Origin of the sequence: Desulfosporosinus youngiae DSM 17734 (genome assembly GCF_000244895.1) — a bacterium.
Taxonomy (GTDB): Bacteria; Bacillota; Desulfitobacteriia; order Desulfitobacteriales; family Desulfitobacteriaceae; genus Desulfosporosinus; species Desulfosporosinus youngiae.
In genome coordinates this window covers 4,008,411-4,031,081 of record NZ_CM001441.1, presented here as the reverse complement: position 1 = coordinate 4,031,081, position 22,671 = coordinate 4,008,411, and the positions used below count along the sequence as shown (strand labels likewise).

Annotated in this window: 17 protein-coding genes and 1 pseudogene; 13 read left to right on the top strand and 5 right to left on the bottom strand. The window is 42.5% G+C overall.

Translation table 11 applies throughout. The features are described from left to right. Positions 1–37: 37 nt before the first annotated feature. Entirely contained in the window at positions 38–616 is a 579-nt protein-coding gene (locus tag DESYODRAFT_RS18670; RefSeq protein WP_007785458.1) for a hypothetical protein, read from the bottom strand. A 157-nt stretch (positions 617–773) separates the two neighbouring features. Between DESYODRAFT_RS18670 and DESYODRAFT_RS18665 the strand changes: the two genes are divergently transcribed. From DESYODRAFT_RS18665 to DESYODRAFT_RS18640, 6 genes and pseudogenes are all read left to right on the top strand, one after another. Continuing rightward, on the top strand, positions 774–2,144 hold the full coding sequence (locus DESYODRAFT_RS18665; RefSeq protein ID WP_007785457.1) for a citrate/2-methylcitrate synthase: 1,371 nt from the start codon (positions 774–776) through the stop codon (positions 2,142–2,144). Between the two features lie 746 nt (positions 2,145–2,890). Continuing rightward, entirely contained in the window at positions 2,891–3,481 is a 591-nt protein-coding gene (locus tag DESYODRAFT_RS18655) for an accessory gene regulator ArgB-like protein (RefSeq protein ID WP_007785456.1), read from the top strand. Continuing rightward, positions 3,478–3,600 carry a cyclic lactone autoinducer peptide gene (locus DESYODRAFT_RS29615; RefSeq protein WP_007785454.1) on the top strand — a complete coding sequence of 41 codons (123 nt, stop codon included), beginning with the start codon at positions 3,478–3,480 and terminating at the stop codon, positions 3,598–3,600. Before DESYODRAFT_RS18655 ends, DESYODRAFT_RS29615 begins: the two co-directional genes overlap by 4 nt. A gap of 90 nt (positions 3,601–3,690) precedes the next feature. After that, positions 3,691–4,395 carry a hypothetical protein gene (locus DESYODRAFT_RS18650; RefSeq protein WP_052315273.1) on the top strand — a complete coding sequence of 235 codons (705 nt, stop codon included), beginning with the start codon at positions 3,691–3,693 and terminating at the stop codon, positions 4,393–4,395. 120 nt (positions 4,396–4,515) lie between these two features. Further along, positions 4,516–6,016: pseudogene (locus DESYODRAFT_RS18645) on the top strand (IS5 family transposase). A gap of 147 nt (positions 6,017–6,163) precedes the next feature. Then, positions 6,164–7,141: a two-component system sensor histidine kinase NtrB gene (locus DESYODRAFT_RS18640; protein WP_242833485.1), complete on the top strand. Its 978-nt coding sequence runs from the start codon at positions 6,164–6,166 to the stop codon at positions 7,139–7,141. A gap of 34 nt (positions 7,142–7,175) precedes the next feature. On the opposite strand, the gene DESYODRAFT_RS18635 is transcribed toward DESYODRAFT_RS18640, so the two are convergent. After that, positions 7,176–10,418: a DEAD/DEAH box helicase gene (locus tag DESYODRAFT_RS18635; RefSeq protein ID WP_007785451.1), complete on the bottom strand. Its 3,243-nt coding sequence runs from the start codon at positions 10,416–10,418 to the stop codon at positions 7,176–7,178. A 240-nt stretch (positions 10,419–10,658) separates the two neighbouring features. Here DESYODRAFT_RS18635 and DESYODRAFT_RS18630 point away from each other — a divergent pair, with 240 nt between their 5' ends. Further along, entirely contained in the window at positions 10,659–11,255 is a 597-nt protein-coding gene (locus DESYODRAFT_RS18630; RefSeq protein ID WP_007785450.1) for a hypothetical protein, read from the top strand. Between the two features lie 148 nt (positions 11,256–11,403). On the opposite strand, the gene DESYODRAFT_RS27530 is transcribed toward DESYODRAFT_RS18630, so the two are convergent. Together DESYODRAFT_RS27530 and DESYODRAFT_RS18625 are read right to left on the bottom strand one after the other, a co-directional pair. Continuing rightward, a complete protein-coding gene (locus DESYODRAFT_RS27530; protein ID WP_083842191.1) occupies positions 11,404–11,595 on the bottom strand; it encodes a hypothetical protein in 192 nt (63 codons plus the stop codon). Positions 11,596–11,766: 171 nt separating this feature from the next. Beyond that, positions 11,767–12,924 carry an amidohydrolase gene (locus DESYODRAFT_RS18625; RefSeq protein ID WP_007785448.1) on the bottom strand — a complete coding sequence of 386 codons (1,158 nt, stop codon included), beginning with the start codon at positions 12,922–12,924 and terminating at the stop codon, positions 11,767–11,769. A 298-nt stretch (positions 12,925–13,222) separates the two neighbouring features. Between DESYODRAFT_RS18625 and DESYODRAFT_RS18620 the strand changes: the two genes are divergently transcribed. The 4 genes from DESYODRAFT_RS18620 (at position 13,223) to DESYODRAFT_RS18605 (ending at position 18,404) form a co-directional block, all read left to right on the top strand. Then, positions 13,223–14,617: an aspartate kinase gene (locus tag DESYODRAFT_RS18620; protein WP_007785447.1), complete on the top strand. Its 1,395-nt coding sequence runs from the start codon at positions 13,223–13,225 to the stop codon at positions 14,615–14,617. An 18-nt stretch (positions 14,618–14,635) separates the two neighbouring features. Continuing rightward, positions 14,636–15,094 (top strand): YbaK/EbsC family protein, encoded by a 459-nt coding sequence (locus tag DESYODRAFT_RS18615; protein WP_007785446.1) that lies wholly within the window; start codon positions 14,636–14,638, stop codon positions 15,092–15,094. Positions 15,095–15,248: 154 nt separating this feature from the next. Next, positions 15,249–16,187 carry a DMT family transporter gene (locus tag DESYODRAFT_RS18610; RefSeq protein ID WP_007785445.1) on the top strand — a complete coding sequence of 313 codons (939 nt, stop codon included), beginning with the start codon at positions 15,249–15,251 and terminating at the stop codon, positions 16,185–16,187. 36 nt (positions 16,188–16,223) lie between these two features. Further along, positions 16,224–18,404 carry a DNA topoisomerase III gene (locus tag DESYODRAFT_RS18605; protein WP_007785444.1) on the top strand — a complete coding sequence of 727 codons (2,181 nt, stop codon included), beginning with the start codon at positions 16,224–16,226 and terminating at the stop codon, positions 18,402–18,404. Between the two features lie 75 nt (positions 18,405–18,479). Here the strand turns inward: DESYODRAFT_RS18605 and DESYODRAFT_RS18600 are convergent, their stop codons facing one another. Then, on the bottom strand, positions 18,480–20,207 hold the full coding sequence (locus DESYODRAFT_RS18600) for a sigma-54-dependent Fis family transcriptional regulator (protein WP_007785443.1): 1,728 nt from the start codon (positions 20,205–20,207) through the stop codon (positions 18,480–18,482). Between the two features lie 243 nt (positions 20,208–20,450). Between DESYODRAFT_RS18600 and DESYODRAFT_RS18595 the strand changes: the two genes are divergently transcribed. Together DESYODRAFT_RS18595 and DESYODRAFT_RS18590 are read left to right on the top strand one after the other, a co-directional pair. Further along, entirely contained in the window at positions 20,451–21,641 is a 1,191-nt protein-coding gene (locus DESYODRAFT_RS18595) for an ABC transporter substrate-binding protein (protein ID WP_007785442.1), read from the top strand. 137 nt (positions 21,642–21,778) lie between these two features. Continuing rightward, positions 21,779–22,666, top strand: a complete 888-nt coding sequence (locus DESYODRAFT_RS18590; RefSeq protein ID WP_007785440.1) for a branched-chain amino acid ABC transporter permease — start codon at positions 21,779–21,781, stop codon at positions 22,664–22,666. Positions 22,667–22,671: the final 5 nt, after the last annotated feature.

Genomic DNA, 22,671 nt, shown 5'->3' with positions numbered 1-22,671 from the left:
GGTTTTTTATTATTTGGCCGGAAGGTGATTTTCAATGTTATTCAAGTAAATGATGAGTTTCTAAGTAGTTTAAAATGGCTTCTTTCTCACTCATTTCGACGTGGATTAAGGGTTGTTTGCTTCCTGCTATGACTCCGGCCCATTTAAGATAAATTGTTTGGGTATAGGATTTATGGACGATTGGATCAGCATATCTTAAGCAAATGATAACAAAATGCGGATTGATATTAGTTTTTTCTACTAAGTCCGGGTCATTAAGATTAAGGAGCAAACTGGTTGTAGTATCCCTGGGAATATCATTAACTACAGTGTAGTCATCGATCAGAATTGGCGTTTGCAGTAATTGCTGCTCAAAAACCAAGGTTCTGCTGAACAGATTTGTAGCCGGATGGGTTCCTACGTTTTTGAATTTGAATTCGAATTCATAACTTAAACTCCCGGTAAGCCGGATAGATGGAGATTCCAAAAACGTAAAGTATGGGCGTGCTGCTTCGCGCTGTATTTGCCAGGTAGTGATCGAGATGTATACAGAAATAAGGGATACCAACGCAAAGATCGCGGTTGACATTGTGACCAGGGTTCCTGACCAATTCCATTTTTTAATGTTCCAAGACATGTTTGCCCCCTAATACAATAATATAGTTTTGATATGTATATTATTTTATAAGCTAAAAGATTCATTAGGATTAAAGCATAGGTATTGTGGGAAAAACAATGACACATTGTAATTAGGCACGGCTAAGTCAGAAACTAGCTTTAGAAAGGAAGAGTATATGAATTATTTTAATCTTGATAAATCTGAAGAGACGATGTTAAGTATGTTGAGCAGGATGGCTGAAGAAAGTGGTTTTATTAAGCCTGAATTATACCGGAAATATGAAGTCAAACGCGGCTTGCGTGATTTAGACGGAAAAGGGGTACTTGTTGGGCTGACAGAAATAGGCGAGGTCCATTCTTACATTATGGATGAAGGTGAGAAGGTATCGGTCCCGGGACGGTTGATTTATCGGGGGATTGATATTCGGGATATCGTAAAAGGTTTTGTCCAGGATGAACGATTTGGATTTGAAGAGACGGCATATCTGCTGCTCTTTGGAAATCTTCCGGATCAGAAGGCTCAAAAGGAATTTGAGGCTCTCCTCTCACTTTATCAAAGGTTACCGGAAGATTTTGCCCGGGACGTGATTTTAAAGGCTCCGAGCAAAGATATCATGAATACGCTGGCCAGAAGCGTTTTGGCGCTGTACTCTTTTGACGACAATCCAGATGATACTTCAATGCAAAATGTTTTAAAACAATGCCTCAGACTGATCGCCTGCTTCCCGTCCCTGGCTGTCTATGGCTATCAAGCCTTCAGTCATTATCATGGAAATCAGAGTCTTTATATTCACAGCCCTCGGGCGGATCTAAGTATTGCTGAGAATATTCTCGCTATGTTGAGACCGGACAGCAATTACACAAAACTTGAAGCAAGACTCTTGGATCTTGCCCTTGTACTTCACGCTGAGCATGGCGGAGGAAATAATTCATCCTTTGTCACCCATGTGGTGACCTCAACCGGAACAGATACTTATTCTGCCATAGCCGCGGCAATCGGATCTCTTAAAGGTCCGAGGCATGGCGGAGCGAATATAAAGGTTGTTCAAATGTTTGAGGATATCAAGAGTAAAATAAAAGATTGGGAAGATGAGGAAGCGATAGAGCAATATCTCACCCAAATCCTCGCCAAAGACGCATTTGACCGCTCGGGCTTAATCTATGGAATCGGACATGCAGTTTATTCTATATCTGATCCCAGAGCGGTTATTCTCAAGCATTACGTTTCCCTGCTGGCTCAGGAAAAGGGACTGGAAGATGAATTTAAACTATACACTAAAGTTGAGAAGATTGCACCTGAAGTTATTTCGAGAGGGAATACAATGTATAAGACTGTAAGTGCTAATGTGGATTTCTACTCGGGTTTTGTCTACAAAATGCTTAATATTCCTATGGAAATGTTTACACCGATTTTTGCAATATCCAGAATCGTAGGGTGGAGTGCTCATCGTATTGAGGAAATTGCCAATACCGGAAAAATCATTAGACCGGCTTACAAAAACGTAGCACCGAGAAGAAAATATGTCAGGATGAATGAGAGATCCTAGATTTTGGTAAGCAGAACATGGAAACAAAGGTTAAACTAGAAGCGGGAATACAGCTTGGATATAAACTGCAAACAAGAAGAGAAGCCCTTGGCCTTGACCGTCGGCTTCTCTTTTTTATCTACTCCTAATTTCGGCAGTTAGAGTGATTTGTAAGATTGAAAATTTTCTAATGATCGATCGAGATCTTTACAACAAGACAGGATTTACGCGAATTCGACACCAAAGATGTGCGATAATACAAGTCAAATAAACTAAAAGAAGGCAAAAAATTTTACTATTTGAAAGGGTGAATCATCTATCAATATTCCATTTGTTATTTTTCTGTTGCAAGGAATACCTGAACAAATAGCCGTTACTACGTTAGCTTTTGTAATTGCCAAGTTACCTATCAAATGGAGTAGAATTATCCTAATTGGTATTGGTTTAGCGTTTAGTGCCTATGTGGTGAGACTATTTCCTATACCTTTTGGAGTACATACTATTCTAATAATTCTCTTGTTATTTTCATTATTAACTAAATCTGGTGGAGATTTCAGTTTATCCCTAATTGCTAGCCTAATCAGTTTCTTAGCCTTAATAATATTAGAGACTGTATGCATCTCATTTCTAATGTCTTTTTTTGGAGTCTCCATGGAAACCTTTTTAACAGATTCAATCACGAGAATTCTGATATTGTTACCTCAAATTGTTGGCTTATTTATATTAGCTTTTATAGTAAGGAAATGCATAAAAAGAGGGGATCCGGGATGAAGTTCGCTGTTATTAGTGAAAAGCTTGCTAAAGGGTTAACTGAGGAACTGGATTTCATTGGGGATGAAAAAGAAATTATATCTTATGCTATATATACAACGTTGTTGTCGATTATTGGTACAATCATGGTAGTTTGTTTAGCCTATTTTTTAAATGTTTTAAAGCCAACGGTTATCGCGGTACTATTTGGGGGTACATTGCGGAGGTTATCTGGAGGTGCCCACTTTAATACCCCTTTAAAATGCTTGCTTTTCGGGACGATTGCCTATTGTACTATCGGGATATCCGCGAAATTACTATTTATATATGAATTATTAAATCAAACTAGTCTTTTAACCGTCACTGGTATAGCTTTTTTATTAGTCCTTATCTTGGCACCCGTTGATAGCCCCGCCAAGCCAATTAACTCTAAAAAACTTCAAATTGTGCTTAAAATTTCATCTCTGGGTTTTATAATAATCTCGCTTTTGCTGATTAGGTTAACGAATGATCCGTTAATAATTGTCAGTGCGGTTCTAGGTTTACTTTATCAAAGTATAACCTTGCTACCAATTTTTAATAGAAAAGAGGTGAAGAAGAGCATATGAAAAAGAGTATCTATTTGGCAATTGCTTCACTGTTAATGGTTCTGGCTAGCGCGACCTCTGTTTTTGCATGCGGATGGATCGGATACCAACCAAATACTCCGAAAGCATTAAGAAAATAACCTGAAGTTTCAAAAAAACATTAAAAGCTGGGAACAACAACCCAGCTTTTAAATTTCATGGATTTTTGATTGTAGCAGTTGGAGGATATAATGTTTAATCTAAAAGATTTTAAAAGCAAACAGTCTATTATTCAAATGACACTATATAAAATGACCATAAGCGTTTCTCTTTTTCTTATTGCCTTTTGGCTTCTCTATGGGCAAAATTATTGGAATAAAGAAAGCGTAAAAACCTATGGACAGTTGTTACTAATTGCTTCAGATATACAATCAGAAATTCAATCCCAGGTTGACCAAATTGAATCAATAGATCAAGGTAAGTTAAATGTCGATCAAAAAAAGACGAACATAAGGGAACTCCTAAGCTCAGTGGAGAGTAATAAATATGACGGCTTCTATAATGGCTATTACGATCTTGGATCAGATTCAATAGTGACAATAGAAAATCTGTCAATAAATGATATTGCAGATCAAATTCGCGCTAACTTAGGGCTGAAAAGAGAATTCCAGAATATTACATGGAGTAATTACAGCTTTATTACAGTAAGTCTTCCTGTTTATAATCATCAGAAAATTGTAGGGTATGCTTGGGCCTGTGCTAAAAATGCTGATATTATTGTCAACTCGGCACGTGAAGTGGGCGGGATCATGATCCTAATATTAGGTTTGCCCGCACTATTTTTGGTCTTCGTTAGGAAACAAATGAAGCAGATCCGATCCTATCTGGAAATGTTTAGTATGATGATCATGGATAATGATATTAAGAAAGAACAAATAGTAATTAGGGCTTGCTAACGAGTGCTAAACGCCAGGGAAAAACCTGATTTAACAAGGGTTTTTGGGCATTTACGTCGAATCTTTAGTGCAAGGAAATATGAATTTAGATTAAAAAAACCGTGCACTTGGAGGTTGAAAATGTACCGTAAACCGAGTCCCCAGCTAACCATAGATGATTTCATCCTGCCTTTTTCGGGGAAACTGGATCCCGAAAATCGTTGGGTTCAATTAGCTAATATAATTCCTTGGGATGAGTATGAAAAAGAATACGCCCATATGTTTCCGAGTGACCGTGGCAATGTGGCCAAACCGGTCCGCATGGCACTCGGTACGTTAATCATCCAAGCTCGCTGCGGTTATACTGACCGTGAAACGGTTCAGCAGATTACGGAGAATCCTTATCTCCAATGGTTCATAGGCCTCAAGGAGTTTCAATTGACTCGTCCTTTGACTCCAGTCGCCCTGGTGAAATTTCGCAAGCGCTTTAAGAAAGACCGCATGGCTAAAATCAACGAGCGCATTGCTTTAGCTGAGCGGGCGGCAAAAACATCTAGAAAAGGAAGCCGAGAAGAACGATGATGATCAACAAGGACCTAATCTTCCGGATGCGGATAAGGAAGAGAAGAAAACCCCTGCTGACTCTGATTCAGAAGAATCCAAACCGAATCAAGGTACGTTGATCCTTGATGCCACCTGCACACCGGCCGATATAAAATATCCGACAGACCTCGGACTGCTTAACGAATCCCGCGAGAAACTGGATGAGATCATTGATACGCTTCATAAAGCGAAGGGTAAAGCAACCAAACGGCCGAGAACTTACCGTGAAAAAGCGAGAAAAGCTTATCTGAGTGTGTCTAAACAGCGGAGTCCGAGAAAGAAGCAACTTAGAAAAGGCATCAAGCAGCAATTGCAATATTGTAAAAGAAACCTTCGCCACGTTGACCAAATGCTGAAAGAAATTCCCTCAGGCTTTGAAGCCTTAAGCAACCGACAAGTCAAGTTATTGGAAACCATTCGAACCGTAATTGAGCAGCAGGAAACAATGTATAAGACAAAACAACATCAGATACCGGATCGAATCGTCAACCTCTATCAGGATCATGTCCGACCGATTGTACGCGGCAAAGCCAGTGCCAAAGTAGAATTCGGGGCTAAGGTAGCCATAAGCATCGAGAAGGGATTCTGCCGCATCGAAAAATTGTCTTGGGACGCGTTTAATGAAGCAGAAACATTGATAGATAGCGTAGAGCGTTACAGAGCCCGTAATGGATGCTATCCTGAGGCGGTGCTGGCCGACAAGATATACCGTAACCGCAAAAATCTGGCGTATTGCAAAAACCACAACATCCGGCTCAGCGGTCCCAAACTAGGCAGGCCCTCAGGAGATGCCCTGAAAAAAGTAGAGAAGGCCATTGAACGGATGGATGCCAAGATGCGTAATGCTGTAGAAGGCAAGTTTGGCGAGGGTAAAAGGAAATATGGCCTTGATCGTGTTTATGCTAAATTGAAAGAAACAGCAGAGTGCATGATTAGCATGCAATTCTTTGTCATGAACTTGGAGCATAAGCTCAGGGTTCTTTTTGTCCAAATTTTGAAGAGGTATTTTCAAATTACAGATATTGGTGTATTTGCGTAATCGAACGAATAAAAAGGATTCGGTTAGCAAGCCCTAATTAAGCTTCCCGAATTAGAATCTGTATTATCCCAGATTACTTATTACACTGATTGCTTGAAACAGGCAAACGCAGAATTAAAATCATCAAAGATCCAGATTATTAAGATAATGGAAGGAATTTCTGATGGCTTTTATGCATTAGATCGAAATTGGCAGTTTACATTTGTAAATTATAAGATTAAAAAAGTTATCAAAGATAAAGATACCGAAATTTTAGGAAAATCGATCTGGGAAGTGTTTCCAAAGGATTTAAATCCATTATCGTTCGAAAAAATGCACCAAGCTATGTCCCAGAATGAATCGGTTCATTGGGAAGCGGGAGGGCTGGCAGATCCTGATCGGGACCATGAATTTCATGCATACCCCTATATGGAAGGTCTGACTGTGTTTTTTAGAGATATTTCTGAGTCTAAACGCCAACAACAAGAGTTGGACCGTTTAGAACGACTTAACCTTATTGGTCAGCTAGCTGCCGGAATTAGCCATGAGATAAGGAATCCTCTGACTTCGGTTAAAGGATTCTTACAGATTTTCATAACAAAACCAAAATATGCCCAAGATAAGGAATATATGGATTTAATGATTTCCGAGATTGATCGTGCCAATACCATTATTACGGATTTTTTATCCTTAGCTAAAGCAAACTCGGATAATATTGTAGCTCAGAACTTAAACGAAGTGATTAATAAAGTATTACCGATGCTTCAAGCTGATGCCTATAACCATAATAAAGAAGTTGTTGCTGATCTGAATAAATTGCCTGAAATTATGATTAACGAAAACGAAATAAAGCAGCTTATTTTAAATCTTGTACGTAATGGTTTGGATGCCACCCCGGAGCAAGGCAGTGTTACAATTAGTACCTTTCAGGAGAATGATAAAGTTGTGTTGGCGATTAAGGACCAGGGAAAAGGAATTCCTAAAGAAATACAAGAAAAGGTAGGTACGCCATTTTTCACAACAAAGGATAGCGGAACAGGACTTGGCCTGGCTATCTCAGCAGGAATAGCCCAGAGACATGGAGCTGTCTTTAAGTTTAAAACAGATATTCAGGGAACGGTTTTCTATACGATTTTTTCAACTTAGCCAATGCCCGTACTGCTTAAACGGCGGGAGTATGTCAGGTCAGATCAAAGAGCTCTCTGAGTTCTTGTTCAGTTAGTTTGGATAACAGAGTTTCTCCTGGCTGAATGACCGAATCAACCAGCGTCTTTTTCTTAGCTTGTAAGGCGTTGATTTTTTCTTCGATCGTTCCTTGAGTAATAAGCTTGATTACTTGGACAGAATTATTTTGCCCGATGCGGTGAGCCCGGTCCGTGGCTTGGTCTTCGACAGCCGGGTTCCACCAGGGATCATAATGAATGACCATATCGGCACCGGTCAGATTTAATCCGGTGCCGCCGGCCTTTAATGAAATAAGGAAGACTTTGCCTTGGCCTAAGTTAAAGGAATTGGCCATGTTCAAGCGTTCTGCGGCTTTAGTTGAACCCGAAAGATAGAAATGCTCAATTTTTTCGGAGAGTAAAAAATTCCGGATGATCTCCAGCATGGTTGTAAACTGAGAAAAAATCAGGATTCGATGGCCGCTTTCCAAGGCATCTAAGAGGATTTCCTGCAAGAGCAGCATTTTACCGCTCTCTCCGGTGTAATTTTCTATGAACATGGCGGGATGGCAGCAGATTTGCCTGAGTCTGGTCAGAGCTGCAAGAATTTTCAAGTGACTTTTGTTAAAACCCACCAGGGCTATTTCCTGAGCAATTTTTCCTTTGGCTTCTTGTAAATAGGCTATATATAGTTTTTTTTGTTCTTCCGTCAAAGGAGCATTAAGCTGGGTTTCGATCTTGTCCGGGAGTTCTTTCAGCACGTCTTTTTTAAGACGCCGTAAAATAAAGGGATTAACATGTCTGCTTAATTCTGAAATAGCTTTCGGGTTTTCCCCTTTGATAATCGGAATTTCATAGTTCTTGCGAAATGTCTGATAAGAGAGCAGATATCCCGGCATGACAAAATTGAAGAGGGACCAGAGTTCGGAAAGCGAGTTTTCGATAGGTGTTCCTGTCAGAGCAAAATATCCTTTGGCTTGAATCTGTTGTGCTGATTTTGCGTTGAGGGTGTGGGGATTCTTAGTATGTTGAGCTTCGTCTAAGAAACAGTAGGAAAACTCAAGTTTATTAAACTCGTCAATGTCCCGCCTTAGTATGGGATAGGAAGTCACCACCAGGTCCCACTGGGCATTTAAGTCAGTTAAGAGTGCTTGTCTTTCCTGGGGCGTGCCTTCTACAACGAGAACCCGCAAGGCGGGTGTAAATCGCTTGGCTTCTTCCTGCCAGTTATAGATTAAAGAGGTGGGGGCGATAACCAGTGCAGGGCATTTGGCATTTGGTTTTTCGGATAAAATAAATGAAAGAACTTGCAGCGTCTTTCCCAGCCCCATATCATCCGCCAGTATACCGCCCAGCCCAAAGGAAGCCAGGCTTTTGAGCCATTTAAAACCGACCTTTTGGTAATCTCTCAAGACATTCTCAAGCTGCTCGGGGATCTCGAACTCCCCGTCCTGAGGTTCGAGAATACATTGAACTAACTGATTGAAGGCTCCATTGCGCTGAATGCCGGGCAGGTCAGCCTGATGCAAAAAACTGTCGATATACATTGCCCGGTACTTGGGTAAATTGAGCACGTTATTGTTAAGATCATCTGCATCAAGGGCTAAGTTATCAAGGAGTTCCGCAACCATTGTCAACTGGGGCTGGTTCAAAGCGAGAAATGAACCATCCTTGAGGCGATGGTATTTTTTTTTGAGATGAAGAGATTCAAAAATATTGGCTAATTCGTCCGGCGGAATGTCGTTATATTGAAAGGATATCTCCAAGATGTCCAGACTTTCGTCTAAGCGGACATGACCTGAAAATGTCGTTGCTGTTCGGATCTTGAGTTTGAATTGATCGGAATAATAGAGTTCGGCAAGGTCCCGGAGCTGGGGAAGCCAGTTGTCCGTAAATTCAAAAATCTTCTCATCATCTTCAAGATAGATTTTCCCTTTAGAGACCATAAAATCAGCCTGTTCAAAAATGCGCAGAATGGTTCGTTCTTGTTCTGCCGAGCGGATGAGGATAGCATCTCTGTCACCTGAATCCTCAGTCTCCCGGTTTGAAGCAAAGGGGTTAATGACCATATCACCATAGTGGAACTCTAAGCGTGCCGTGATGCCCATCTCAGGGGTGCGATCAAAATATAGTTTGGCCTGTAAAGGTTCATGGCTGAATTTGGCTTCCAGGAACGGGTCAACGGAAACCTGACCCAGCTTTCCAATCAGAGGCAATGCTTCTGAAGCAAACGACTCTTTCCGGGCCGAGGGAATAACAATATTGGGGCCCGGCCCTTGACGAAGTGCCTCAATGATTAGAGGGAGCAGGTCTTTCTGTGCGGCGGAGGCCTGATAAATTTTATGTTGATAGACATAATAGCTGCCATCCGGGGTAAGTAGAAGGGGCAGCTCGTCAGTTTCCAGTGCTAAGGCCATATCCTGCCCTTGAGATTGCAGGGAGAATTCCATGGGCAAACCCTGACGGATAATCTGCGTGGGCTCCGGGGGAAGAGATCCTATTCCCCAAAGAAAGGTTTTGTTCCCCAGAGCGTCTAAGAACCTTGTCAGGTAATAGCCCGTCAAAGGCAAGGACTTCTGATTTAACACTGCCGTAGAATAATAGGGTCCCTGCATTTCCGATAAAGCTGCATGCTGTTCGAACATTTCCAAGAGCATGGTGATAATAGCCCGGTCTTCTTCTTTGAAAGCCTGTCTCGTTGGTTCAAAGGTAAATTGTTTACCGAATTCCAGGGATTGGCCTGTTTTGACTGACTTGAGTAATTGACCGATATCTTTAACCACATAGAGCTTCTGAACACCCAGCTTGAGTTGTAAGCGGGCAGAGAGGCGGTGGCTGGTCGATGTAGTGAGTTCAGCGTTCAAAGTCAGCTTTTCCGGAAGAGTCTCCTGAGGATGGCTTACAAAGGCGGCCAAAAATTCGTCAACAACCTGGTTCTGAACTGAAGGAAGCGGCCAGGCTGTTGGTAATTTTTCCTGAGCCGTTTTTAGGACGGCAATGACATGTTTGCATGCGCCCGGATATTCGGTAAAGGCAGGACATGTGCAGCGATAAGAGCGAAGAGAGCTATCTTGTCTAAAAGCAATTTGGACAAGGTAACGTAAGCCGCCTATGACAGAAGCGTTAACAAGTCCTTTATCAGGCGAGAAGCTGAAATTAATCACTCTGCCGGCCAGGTAATAGGCCAGGCCCTTTTTATAGACACGGTCATTGTCTGCCAGATCCAGAATTTTTTGCTCGGAAATAGTAAAGAGTGGCATGCAAGTGTCTCCTTTGTGGCACAAAAATAATCGTATAGAAAATAAATTAATATCTATTAAGAATATCATAGTTCACGGCCGCTCGTCTAATAGAGCCTCATTATTCCCGCAATAATGAGAATTTTGTTGTAGATAAATGTAAAATAATGTCTTATTTTAGATGGAGGAAAAATGTACAGCTACGCAGAATCAATATAATATAAAAAAGACTATAATTATCAAGCTTAGGGGGGATGTTCCTTGCTTATTACCTGCGATAATAGCGTGCAAATGGGCTATATCTACCTAATGCCTAATGAAACAACGAATGAGTATACTCTCGACAAAAGTGATATTGGTCTTTACTATGATGTAAACAGTTTGAGCATTCCAAGAATCAAATGGCTTAGCATGGGGCAAAGTTTGAGTCAAATGCGTTTGGCGACGAAGACTTATCGAGAGGCCGTTGATAAAGTATTCCATTGTGAATATTGGAATGATCTGGATAGTGAAGGCTACATGATGGGAATCGAACTATATTTGACCGAGGACACTTTTTTGACATTGGTTGCTCATCAAGCCTTTAAACTATACGATATCCGGTGGCGTAACCGGGACTTTAGAGTTCTTACCTTGAATGCTTATCTTGATGTGTTTAATAAGAATAATATTATTTATCCTTTATCCGTGAAAAAAGATGCTTTTGTCATTGTAGACATTGATCCAATCACTAAGGTTGGGAAAATCATGGCCTTGATTTCTGCAAGAGACGACTTATACCCTATTGATTACTTGCGGAATCCGTTGTTTATGTTGGCTAATTCCAGCCGCTATTTTGGTGAGATCAGTACGATGTGATGTAATTAGGAATAGGCATTAGCAGAGTATGAAAATAGGTCGTTTAGGTCGGGCAGATTCGTCCACATCCGTGCAAGATTAGTTAATTCGTGCGAAGACAGTGTCTGCGAGAAGGGTAATCCGTGCGAAGACAGTGTCTTCGTGTACCTCAGCACTCCGAGGCTCGCCCACTCGCCGGTGCGGGACTACCTTCAGCGGATAAGTCTTCTTTGGAGATAGCCGCTTCGGCGAAACTGTCCACCGGACATTTTCGTGCCAAACCGACCGGTAGTACCTGATGTGAACCCGTGGCGACCTCTCCCCGCACCGTCTTGTGGGCTTTTATCGCCTCTCCATGCAATGGGTTCGCTTCTGTGGACGAATCTGCCCTGCTTGCGGGTCTAGGGATTCTTCAGGGCGGTTTTGGGAGGTATTTTTTAGAGTAGCAAAAAAAGGGGTTATAACAAACGCAGGAATGACGTTTGTTATAACCCCTAAATAGTTTGAGTTTGAGTTAGATTCAGCTTTAGCCTTAGTCCCTTTGATAGACGATTTCTCCGTTAATAATGGTCATCATTACTTTGGACATAGTGTTAAAGGGGTTGCCCGTAAAAACGATTAAATCAGCATCAAACCCTTCTTTAAGTTTCCCGAGCCGGTTATGGCACTCTAATACCTCGGATGGATGTATTGTAAGGCATTTCAGCGCTTCCAGCTGAGGAAGACCTTCCGAGATGGCCAGACCGGCCACAGTTCTGAGTTGATCAATAGAATTATACGGGTGATCCGAGATCAAAGAAACTTTTACGCCTGCTTCGGTCAATTTCAAGACTGAGTTGTAATTTCTGCCTTTTAGTTCCATTTTGATTCGCGGAGTCAGCATAGGTCCAAATGCGACGGGGATATTCCTCTCAGCCAGGTAGCCGGCAACTAAGTGGGCTTCCGTACCGTGTTCAATAACAAGCTTTTTGATCTTGAACTCTTCGGCGATTCTGACGGCCGTAATAATATCATCTGCTCTGTGAGCGTGTGCGCGTAAGGAAATATCTCCGGTTAACACAGGAATGACCGATTCTAAGCGGATATCTCTGTTTTGCAGTTTACCTGATTGCTTTAATTCCAGATAATCCTGGGTTCTCATCAATAAATCTCTGATGAGGCCGGTAATGCCCATTCTTGTTACGGGGCATTTACCGTGGGCCCCATAGGTACTCATCGGGTTTTCACCGAGTGAGATTTTCAGACCGGCCGGACTTCTAACGATCATTTGATCAATAATCGTTCCATGAGTTTTAATAACCAGGTTTAATCCACCCACTGCATTATTACTGCCGGGGCCGGTCATCACAGTAGTGACGCCGGCTCTGATAGCATCAACAAACGCAATATCTTGTGGGTTTATGGCATCTAAACCTCTTAAATGGGGGGTGACGGAGTCAGATGTTTCATTATTATCAACCCCGATCTTGCCGGTAGCCTCCTCAATAATTCCTAAATGAGTATGGCAATCGATGATTCCCGGCAGTACATATCGCTCGCCGATTTCGCATACCTGACAATCTGCAGGAGGATTTTCGATAGCAGGGGAGATGCGGCTGAAGCGATTATTATCTATAAGAATATCGTTAAGCAGTTTCTCCCCAGTTTCAGGGTCGATTGTTAAACAGTTCTTTAAGAGCAGTGTACCCATATAATACCTCTCTGTTCCATACTTTAAACGGCAGAATGCACATTGAGACTTATATAGTAATGACCAAATTAGTATAAATAATTCAAAATAAGCATGCTTATGTCTGATCTTGATCACTTGCTTTTGGTTTAGAAAAATTTTAAAATGGGTGGATAGACAATTTTCACCTTCGAAGCTCGATTGGTGATAGAATTCATGGAGAAGTGTCCGAAATCTGAGCGTTTAAAGGGATACACTGAATTTTGACGAATTATGTGAAGACAGAATAAGAAAACAGAAGAGAGGTTCGAATTATACTATGCTAACTGTGGAAAAAATCGGCGGAACATCTATGCTCCAATTTCAAAATGTACTCAAGGATATTATTGGCTATCCTGCTTCAGAAGGGTTCCGTTATGGAAGAGTATTTGTTGTCTCAGCTTATGCTGGGGTTACCAATATGCTGCTCGAAGATAAAAAGACGAAAGCGCCGGGTATTTATCAGCAATTTATTAAAGGTGAAGATTACGAATCCGCTATGGACGAATTGTTAATTAAGACACTAGAGATAAACGAAACCATGATTGATTTAGGCTTGGATTCAAAGGTCTGCAAAGATTTTTTAGTAGAACGGATAGAGCAGACAAAAGCTTATCTTAAAAGTATGGAAGATATTATTGCTTCAGGGTATGTGGGAAGAGAGAGTATCTTTTCCGCTGCGAGAGAGTTATTAGCATCCATAGGGGAAGCTCATTCTGCATTTAACACGGTGAATATTCTCCGTAATAATGGGATCAATTCGGAACTGGTCGATCTTACAGGTTTCCGTGATTCCAAACAACTATCAATCAGCGAGCGGATTGAGAAGTCGTTTAAAAACGTAAATCCGCATGAAGCAATCATCGTAGCTACTGGTTATACAAAAGGAATCGAAGGAATCATGCGCCAATATGAAAGAGGATATTCAGAAATTACCTTTTCCAAAATCGCAACTCAGCTTCAGGCAGATGAAGCAATTATTCATAAAGAATATCATTTATCTTCGGCCGATCCTAAGATCGTGGGGGTGGATAAAGCAATCCCCGTAGGTAGGACAAATTATGATGTGGCGGATCAACTTGCTGACATCGGAATGGAAGCCATTCATCCAAATGCTTCTAAACCATTAGAGTTAGCCGGAATAAACCTGCGCATCAAAAATACCTTTGAACCTAATCACCCTGGAACGGTTATTTCCAATGATTATATCGGTCCTCAAGCAAAGATTGAGATTATCGCGGGTTCCGATAAAATCGTGATCTTAGAAATCCACGATACCTCTATGGTAGGGGAAACAGGGTTTGACTTAGATATTATGAAAAAGTTCAAAAAGTATAACATTAGCTATATCATGAAAACCACAAATGCTAATAGTATATCCCTCGTGATCTGGCAAAGCGATCTCAGTGATCTTTTGGTGTCAGATCTTGAAGCGGAGTATCGTACGGTTACGGTTCAGGAGGCGGCGATCGTTTGTGTGATAGGATCCAATATTGCTATGCCCAGCATTCTGGCTAGAGCGGCTAATGCTTTGGCCAAAAACGATATCAATATTAAATGCATCTCTCAATCCCTGCGGCAGGTGAACATGCAATTTGTTATTGACCGGGATATGTATGCCAAGGCAATTGTGTGTTTAAATGAAGATCTTTGTTTTGCCGATACTAACCATTGATTAGCGGGAGGCCTGATAATGTCCGTAAAACATGTCGAAGAATTTTTTAAACAACAGGGTAAAGATGTTAAGATTTTAACTTTTGAGGATACCAGCACGGTTGCTAAGGCGGCAGATTCTTTGGGAGTGACCCCCGGGGAGATTGCCAAATCATTACTCTTTAAGGTTAAAGACAGCTTTATCATGATCCTGATGGCTGGCGATAAGCGGCTTGATAATAGGAAATTCAAGGAAATCTTTAATACTAAGGCTAAGATGCCGGAAGCTGAAGAGGTATCCGAGGCAACCGGGCATCCGGTAGGCGGGGTATGTCCCTTTGGATTAAAGCAATCGATACCTATCTATCTGGATTATTCGTTAAAAGCATATGCCCGTGTCTTTCCGGCGGCCGGTGCAGTCAATACGGCCATAGAGTTAAACGTGGAAGAATTAGAGGAAGTGACCAATGGACAATGGGTGGACGTTATCCAGTCCTGACATCGGCAATTGGTCTGAAGGGAGAACCTTTATTCAGGTTCTCCCTTTCTGATGTTTAAATGTCCTTGAGGATCAATGTTTGACCATTATCTCTATTAGGACTATTATTTACGGTATGGGGAATGTAAGAAAACAAACTGGGAAGGAACGAAAAATGAACTCGAAACACTACTTAACCAACAAATACTGGGTTATCATTATTGCTTTGTTCTGTGCTGTTCTTTGGGGAAGCGCCTTTCCGGTCTTAAAACTGAGTTATTCAGAAATCGGAATAGCATCGGATGACCGGTCTGCGATCATAGTATTCGCTGGAATGCGTTTTTTTTTAGCCTCAATACTTATTTTCCTGCTGACGACAGCGGGACTCCGGCAATCCCCGAAAGTAGAGAGGGCTATTCTGCCTCAGCTCTTTTTGCTGGGCTTACTGCAAATTAGTTTGCAATATTTCTTTTTCTATAATGGCTTAGCACATACCTCTGGGATGAAAGCCGCAATTTTATCTTCGGCAAGCACGTTTTTTGTGGTGATTTTAGCGCACTTCGTTTATAGAGACGATCGATTGGACTTTCGCAAGTTAGTGGGCTTGATCGCAGGTTTGGCGGGGATTATCTTATTAAATTCAGGTGAAGATTTTACCCTCGATTTCTCCTGGCAAGGCGAAGGGTTTATGATCTTGTCCGGTCTTGTCAGTGCTTTCGGGACGATTTTAGCCAAACGGATTTCCAAAGCGGTTCACCCCTTTGTACTGACAGCTTGGCAGATGCTGTTAGGCTCCCTGCTCCTGGTGGCGGCGGGATTACCGGGTTTGAAACCTCATGTTTTAGTATTTTCCAATAAAGCGGCTCTGCTTCTTATTTATTCCGCTTTTTTATCCGCTGCCGCATTTTCTCTGTGGTATGCTATTTTGAAATACAATAAGGCTGGAGAAATTAGTGTCTATAAGTTTATGACTCCGGTATCGGGAGCGATTTTATCGGCTTTATTAATTCCGGGAGAACATTTAACCGTCAATATGTTTATGTCTTTAGCCCTGGTTGCACTGGGGCTGGTCATTGTGAATTATCACAAGAGGGTCCCCAAAGAGGGTTACTAAGCTATTACGAATACTATTTATAGATAGGAGAATGATATGGGAAAGACGTTAGTGTTAACCGAAAAGCCATCTGTGGGTCGGGAAATTGCGAGAATTCTGCATTGCAATCAGAAGGGAAATGGGTGCTTCATAGGCCCTAAATACGTGGTGGTTTGGGCTTTAGGGCACTTAGTAACCTTAGCTGACCCGGAATTATATGACGAGAAATATAAGACTTGGAAGATCGAAGATTTGCCCATGCTGCCGCCTAAAATGGAATTAGTGGTCATGAAAGAAACCGCTAAGCAATTTGGTGTGGTTAAAAATCTGATGAAGAATCCGGAAATGGCGGACTTAATTATTGCGACAGATGCCGGTCGGGAAGGGGAGTTAGTGGCCCGTTGGATTATTAAAAAAGCCGGCTGGAGGAAGCCGGTCAAGCGTCTGTGGATTTCCTCCCTGACTGAACGGGCTATTAAAGAAGGTTTCAATCATTTAAAGCCGGGTAAAGACTATGAAACATTATATGCTGCTGCGGAATGCCGCGCGGAAGCGGATTGGCTGGTGGGGTTAAATGTAACCAGAGCTTTGACCTGTAAGTATAATGCTCAATTATCCGCGGGGAGAGTGCAAACTCCTACCTTGGCAATGGTCGTGGAACGGGAGAACGAAATCAAACAATTTGTCCCGAAGGATTATTGGTCGATCAATGTACTGGCCAAAGGGGTTACCCTGCGCTGGCAAGATCATAGTGGTCAAACCCGTATCTTCGATAAGCAGAAAGCGGAGGCCCTGGCAGCTAAATTGACAGGACAAACCGGGGAAGTGATCGAGGTGAAAAAAGAAGCTAAAAAGGAACTTCCTCCACTGGCTTATGACCTGACTGAACTGCAGCGGGATGCCAATCGCAAATACGGATTCTCTGCCAAAACTACATCCTCAGTGATGCAGCAGCTCTATGAAAATCACAAATTAGTAACCTATCCCCGCACGGATTCCCGTTATATCAGTGAGGACATCGTACCTACCTTACCGGAACGCCTGAAGAGCATTGCCCTTGGACCTTATGTAGATCTGGCCCGCGGCATTTTGCGCAATAAATTAAACATCACGAAACGGTTTGCGGATAGCTCCAAAGTTTCGGATCACCATGCTATTATCCCGACGGAACAGCCCCCTTCACTGTCCAGGCTCAGCTCTGAGGAATTGAAAGTATACGATTTAATTGTCAGGCGTTTTCTTGCCGTTCTCTCACCAGCCTTTGAATATGAACAAACCTCAATTAAGGTGAGTCTTAAAGGGGAAATTGTTACGGCTAAGGGTAAAATCGTAAAGCTTAAAGGCTGGCGGAAGGTTTACGAAGGGCAGGGCCACTTAGATGATCAAGCAGAGAATGGCGACGGGGATTCAGAGCAAACTCTTCCGGAAATCCGCAAAGGAGAGCTGCTCAATGACTTAAGGGTTAAGTTAGTACCAGGCAAAACTAAACCTCCTGCCAGACATACTGAAGCAACCTTGCTCTCCGCTATGGAACATCCGGGAAAATTAATCGGGGATGAGAAATTACGGGAAGCGATGGAGCAAAGCCATGGCTTAGGAACTCCTGCGACCCGGGCGGAAATCATTGAAAAACTGTTTAATTCCTTTTATATGAACCGCCAGGGCAAAGAGATCATTCCCACCTCCAAGGGGATTCAACTGGTGGGTTTAGTTCCTCCTGAACTGAAGTCGCCGGTCCTGACCGCTAAATGGGAACAACAGCTGACGGAGATAAGCAAAGGCCGGGCTGACAGCCAATCCTTTTTAAGGGGAATCAGAGGATATGCGACCCAGCTTGTATCCACTGTGCTTGGCAGTGAGCAGACTTTTAAGCATGATAACCTGACCAGAAATAAGTGCCCTGAATGCGGAAACTATCTTTTGCAGGTTAAGGGAAAAAAGGGCGAAATGTTAGTTTGTCAGGATCGGGAATGTGGTTATCGGAAAGGGCTGTCTCAAATTTCTAATGCAAGGTGTCCGGAATGCCATAAAAAGCTGGAGATTAAGGGGGATGGGGAAAATAAGCTGTTCGCCTGTGTCTGCGGATATCGTGAAAAAATGTCAGCCTTCAGGAAACGAAAAGAAGCTGAGAAGGGAAATCTTAATAAGAGAGATGTGCATAAGTATCTGCAGAACCAAAAGGATACCGGACCCATTAATACTGCCCTGGCAGATGCTTTAGCCAAGTTGAAGAAATAGGAAAAGCAGAGTGCTGAGCACTGTCCTCAGTCGAACGGTGTAAATTGTCAGATGGTCATCCTTTGTAGTATAGCTTTAGGCTAAACCATACTGATTAAGCTTGTAGTAGAGAGTACCTCGTGAAATACCAAGAAGTTTTGCTGCCGCTGTCTTATTGCCGTTGGTTTTTTCCAAAGAGAGTTTAATTTGCCTGATTTCCTCAGAATTTTCCCTGGGAGTAAGAGCTCTTGGGAGGTTCTGAGCTGTGACAGGGTAAATCGCGGAGGGCAGACGAGAACTAAGAGGTGTAAGATTTGAGGGCAGGTATTGAATATTAAGGGTTTCCCCTTCGGAAAGAATGGCCAGCCGTTCTATCACATTGCGCAGTTCCCGGATGTTGCCCGGCCAGTCATAGTTTAAGAAATTAAGCATGATCTCAGGGTCAAGAGACGGGATTGTCTTCTGATACTTTTGGGCAAATTCCTGAAAAAAGGCCTGTACCAAAGCCGGAATATCTTCGCTTCGTTCCCGGAGGGGCGGCACCTCAAGGGCAATAACATTTAAACGATAGTAAAGGTCTTCGCGAAATTCACCCGTTTGAATCATCTTTCCTAAGTCCCGATTGGTTGCGGCAATAATTCGGGTATCGACAGTGAGTGGTTCCGTGCCGCCTACTCGATAAAAGCATTTATCCTGCAAAACCCGCAGCAATTTCACTTGGAGTTGGAGCGGCAATTCTCCAATCTCGTCCAAGAAAAGGGTTCCCCTGTTGGCGAGCTCTAATTTTCCGGGCTTGCCTTTACGTTCAGCACCGGTAAAGGCACCTCCGATATATCCGAATAATTCACTTTCGAATAAGGCTGAAGGAATCGCACCACAGTTGATGGCAATAAAAGGCTTGCTGGTCCTTGGGCTATCCTTATGGATGGCTTGGGCAAAGAGTTCTTTGCCGACGCCGCTTTCTCCCGTAATAAGGATTGTAGCTTCACTGCCTGCTACTTTTCGGGCGAAAAATACAGTGCGAAGTATCGGCCGGCTTTTTCCGATGATCCGGCTGAAAGGATCATCGGAAGAGTTGGTTTTTTGTTTAAGGTCCTGTAATTGAGAACTGGCCTGGGATAATTCTTCGTTGAGCCGAACGACTTGGGTAATGTCTTGTTCGGCAGAAATGGCGCCTACTATTTTATCCTCGAAAATAACCGGAGAGGCGTTAATCTGGACGTGTGTTTCCGGGCGGGGTCTGTGGTATGCCTGGTGAACCGGAGGCCCTTCATCTAAAATGTGAAGGGTTGCTAAGGCCCTTCGGTCAAAAAAATCGGCGATAGGTTTCCCGACGATACTCTGTTTTGGTATCGAATACATTTCTTGAGCTTTAGAATTCCAGTGACTGACGGTTCCGTCGTTGGCTACAACAGTAACAGCTTCATTAACTGTTTCCAGCAGAGTGTTGAAAAAAGTATTTAAACTATGCCAGGAATTAAGCAAACGGCGCATAAAAATGGTTGGAGTAATGATGCCTTGGACGTCTCCGCTGGCATTGAGTATGACAACAGGATATAATTCATATGGTTGATCCTGATAAAATGTCAGGGCATCCGTAGTGGAATTGGCTTTTAATACAGGAGACCAATTGATTTCGCTGAGGGATTGATCCGTTGGATTTAGCTGAGCGGCTTGTTCCATAGTAAGAACTCCTACGGGGATCTCGTCTTGAATCATTATTAAGTGGGCAGAATTTGCCAATTCTAAAGCGGCATGTATAGTTAGGCCAGGCTTTACTAGAATAATGTTCTGATCCATTAACTCTGATAGGGTAAGCTTCATGGTCCCCCTCCTTTCAGACTACTGTAACCTAAAAATGAGCTGTTGCCTAGTCTTTTGTTTAAACACATTAAACAAAAGTGTTCAATGTGTTTAAACACTTAATGCTGGATAAATCCGGAACAGATCTCTGAAGAATGTATTTATGAATAAAAATACTGTATTCTTTTAATAATCATGCAGGAATTTTAAATATTCCGTCAAATAATACATAACAGGCTATTTGAAATCATAAGGAGGAATACAATGTTTCGTAAAAAGAGTAAAGCCCTAGCTGCCATGAGTCTGATCTTGTCTGCTTTAATCATGGTAAGCGGATGTGGGGCGAGCAAGCCAGCGGAAAAAGAGCCGGCTGCGGCAGACAGCAAAGAACCTATCAAGATTGGTTTTCTGGGTGCTAAAACGGGTGATGTCGCAATGTATGGTCTGAACACATTAAAGGGTCTGAACATGGCTGTCGAGGAGATTAATAAAGAGGGACTTCTTGGACGCCAAGTTAAGCTGGTAGAAGAGGATAACGCAGGACAAAAGGATCAAGCGATTAACATCACTAATAAGTTAATCAGCCAAGACAAGGTTGTCGCCATGATCGGTGACCCTACGACAGGTATTACTCGTGTAGCCGGACAGATCGCCAACAGTAAAAAGACCGTCATCATGTCAGCCGGTGCCACTGGAACGGACGTTGTAGAAATTGGACCTTATGTTTTCAGGGATACTTTGTTGGATACAATAGCTGCTCCTGCAACTATGAAGTATGTTATTCAGGAGAAAGGCTGGAAAAATGTGGCCTTAATCACTTCTAAAAACAATGATTACAGTGTATCATTGTCAAAAATCTTTAGCAGTGCGATTACTGATAATGGCGGAAACATTGTAATTGAAGAGTTCATTCAAGATAAAGATACCGACTTCAGCGGACAAATCACCAAAATTAAGGCTGCTAATCCGGATGTTATCGTCTTTTCCGGCTATTATACCGAGGGAGCTTTGATCATGAAGAAAGCTCGTGAAGTTGGGATCAAGGCTATCATGGTTGGCGGAGATGGCCTTCAGGGAGAGGACTTAATGAAAATCGGCGGAGAGGCTGTGGAAGGCTCTATATCCTATGCAGGCTTCTCCCCTGAGCAACCGACCCCTAATACCGAAAAATTCATTAACGCATACAAGGCAAAATACAACAACGAAGAGCCGGATTTGTTCTCTGCTCAAGGGTATGATGCTTTGATGCTTATCGCCAAGGCAATTAAGGATGCCAATAGTGCCGATCCGGAGAAATTTAAAGATACTCTTGCCAAAACCAATAATTACGATGGAGTTTCAGGATCTATCACCTTCCAAGAAAACCGTGAGCCTATTAAGAGCCCGGTGTATTTGCTGGAAGTAAAAGGCGGCAAGTTTGCCTTGCTGAAGAAGGTTCCAGTAGAAATAAAATAAGCCAGACTTGATTCGTTTCTTAAACTAATTAAATGTAGCAGCACAAGGTCCTAGGACCTGTGCTGCTACTAATCATTAAGGTAAATTCCGACATTTTTTACCTTATTAATCGGTTTTATTTAAGGAGGGCGCCAAATTTGCCGATTTTAAACAATCTGATGCAGCAACTTGTTAACGGGCTTGCTTTAGGTAGCATTTATGCTCTTATTGCTTTAGGCTACACCATGGTGTACGGTATTATTGGCATGATCAACTTCGCCTATGGCGAAATCTTTATGTTTGGCGCATATGCCGGCCTGGTTTTGGCATTGACTAATTATGTTAATATTTATTTAGCATTACTAGGTGCTACGGTTATAACTATGATACTGGGAGTGGTCATTGAGCGGATTGCTTATAAACCGCTTCGCCGTTCATCCCGGCTTTCGGCACTGATTAGTGCCATCGGGGTTTCGATTTTCCTTTCTTCCTTAATGGTTCGGCTTAAAGGCCCTAATACCAGGGGGTTTCCGGTACTTTTTGAAAATAGAATTTTTGAAATCGGAAATTTCCAGATTACGATTTATCAGATTGTAATCATTGGAGTCGCCGGTCTCTTGATGCTTGGCTTACACCTTTTTGTATCATACACTAAGATGGGCAGGGCTATGCGTGCCTGTGCTCAGGACAAGGATGCGGCAAGTCTGATGGGGGTTAATATTGACCGGGTTATATCTGTAACCTTTGCCATCGGGTCAGGCTTAGCGGGAGCTGCCGGGGTATTGGCGGGTATTTACTTTAATGCGGTTCAGCCTTACATGGGACTTTTGGCAGGCCTAAAAGCTTTTGCGGCGGCAGTCCTCGGAGGAATTGGCAGTATACCTGGTGCTATGATCGGGGGACTGGTTATCGGTTTAACTGAAATAATGGGCATCACTGTGAATTTATCCCAGTACAAGGACGCCTTCGCCTTTGCCATCCTTATATTGGTGCTTCTGTTCAAACCATCGGGAATCATGGGGCGAAAAGCCAATAAGAAGGTATAAGGAGG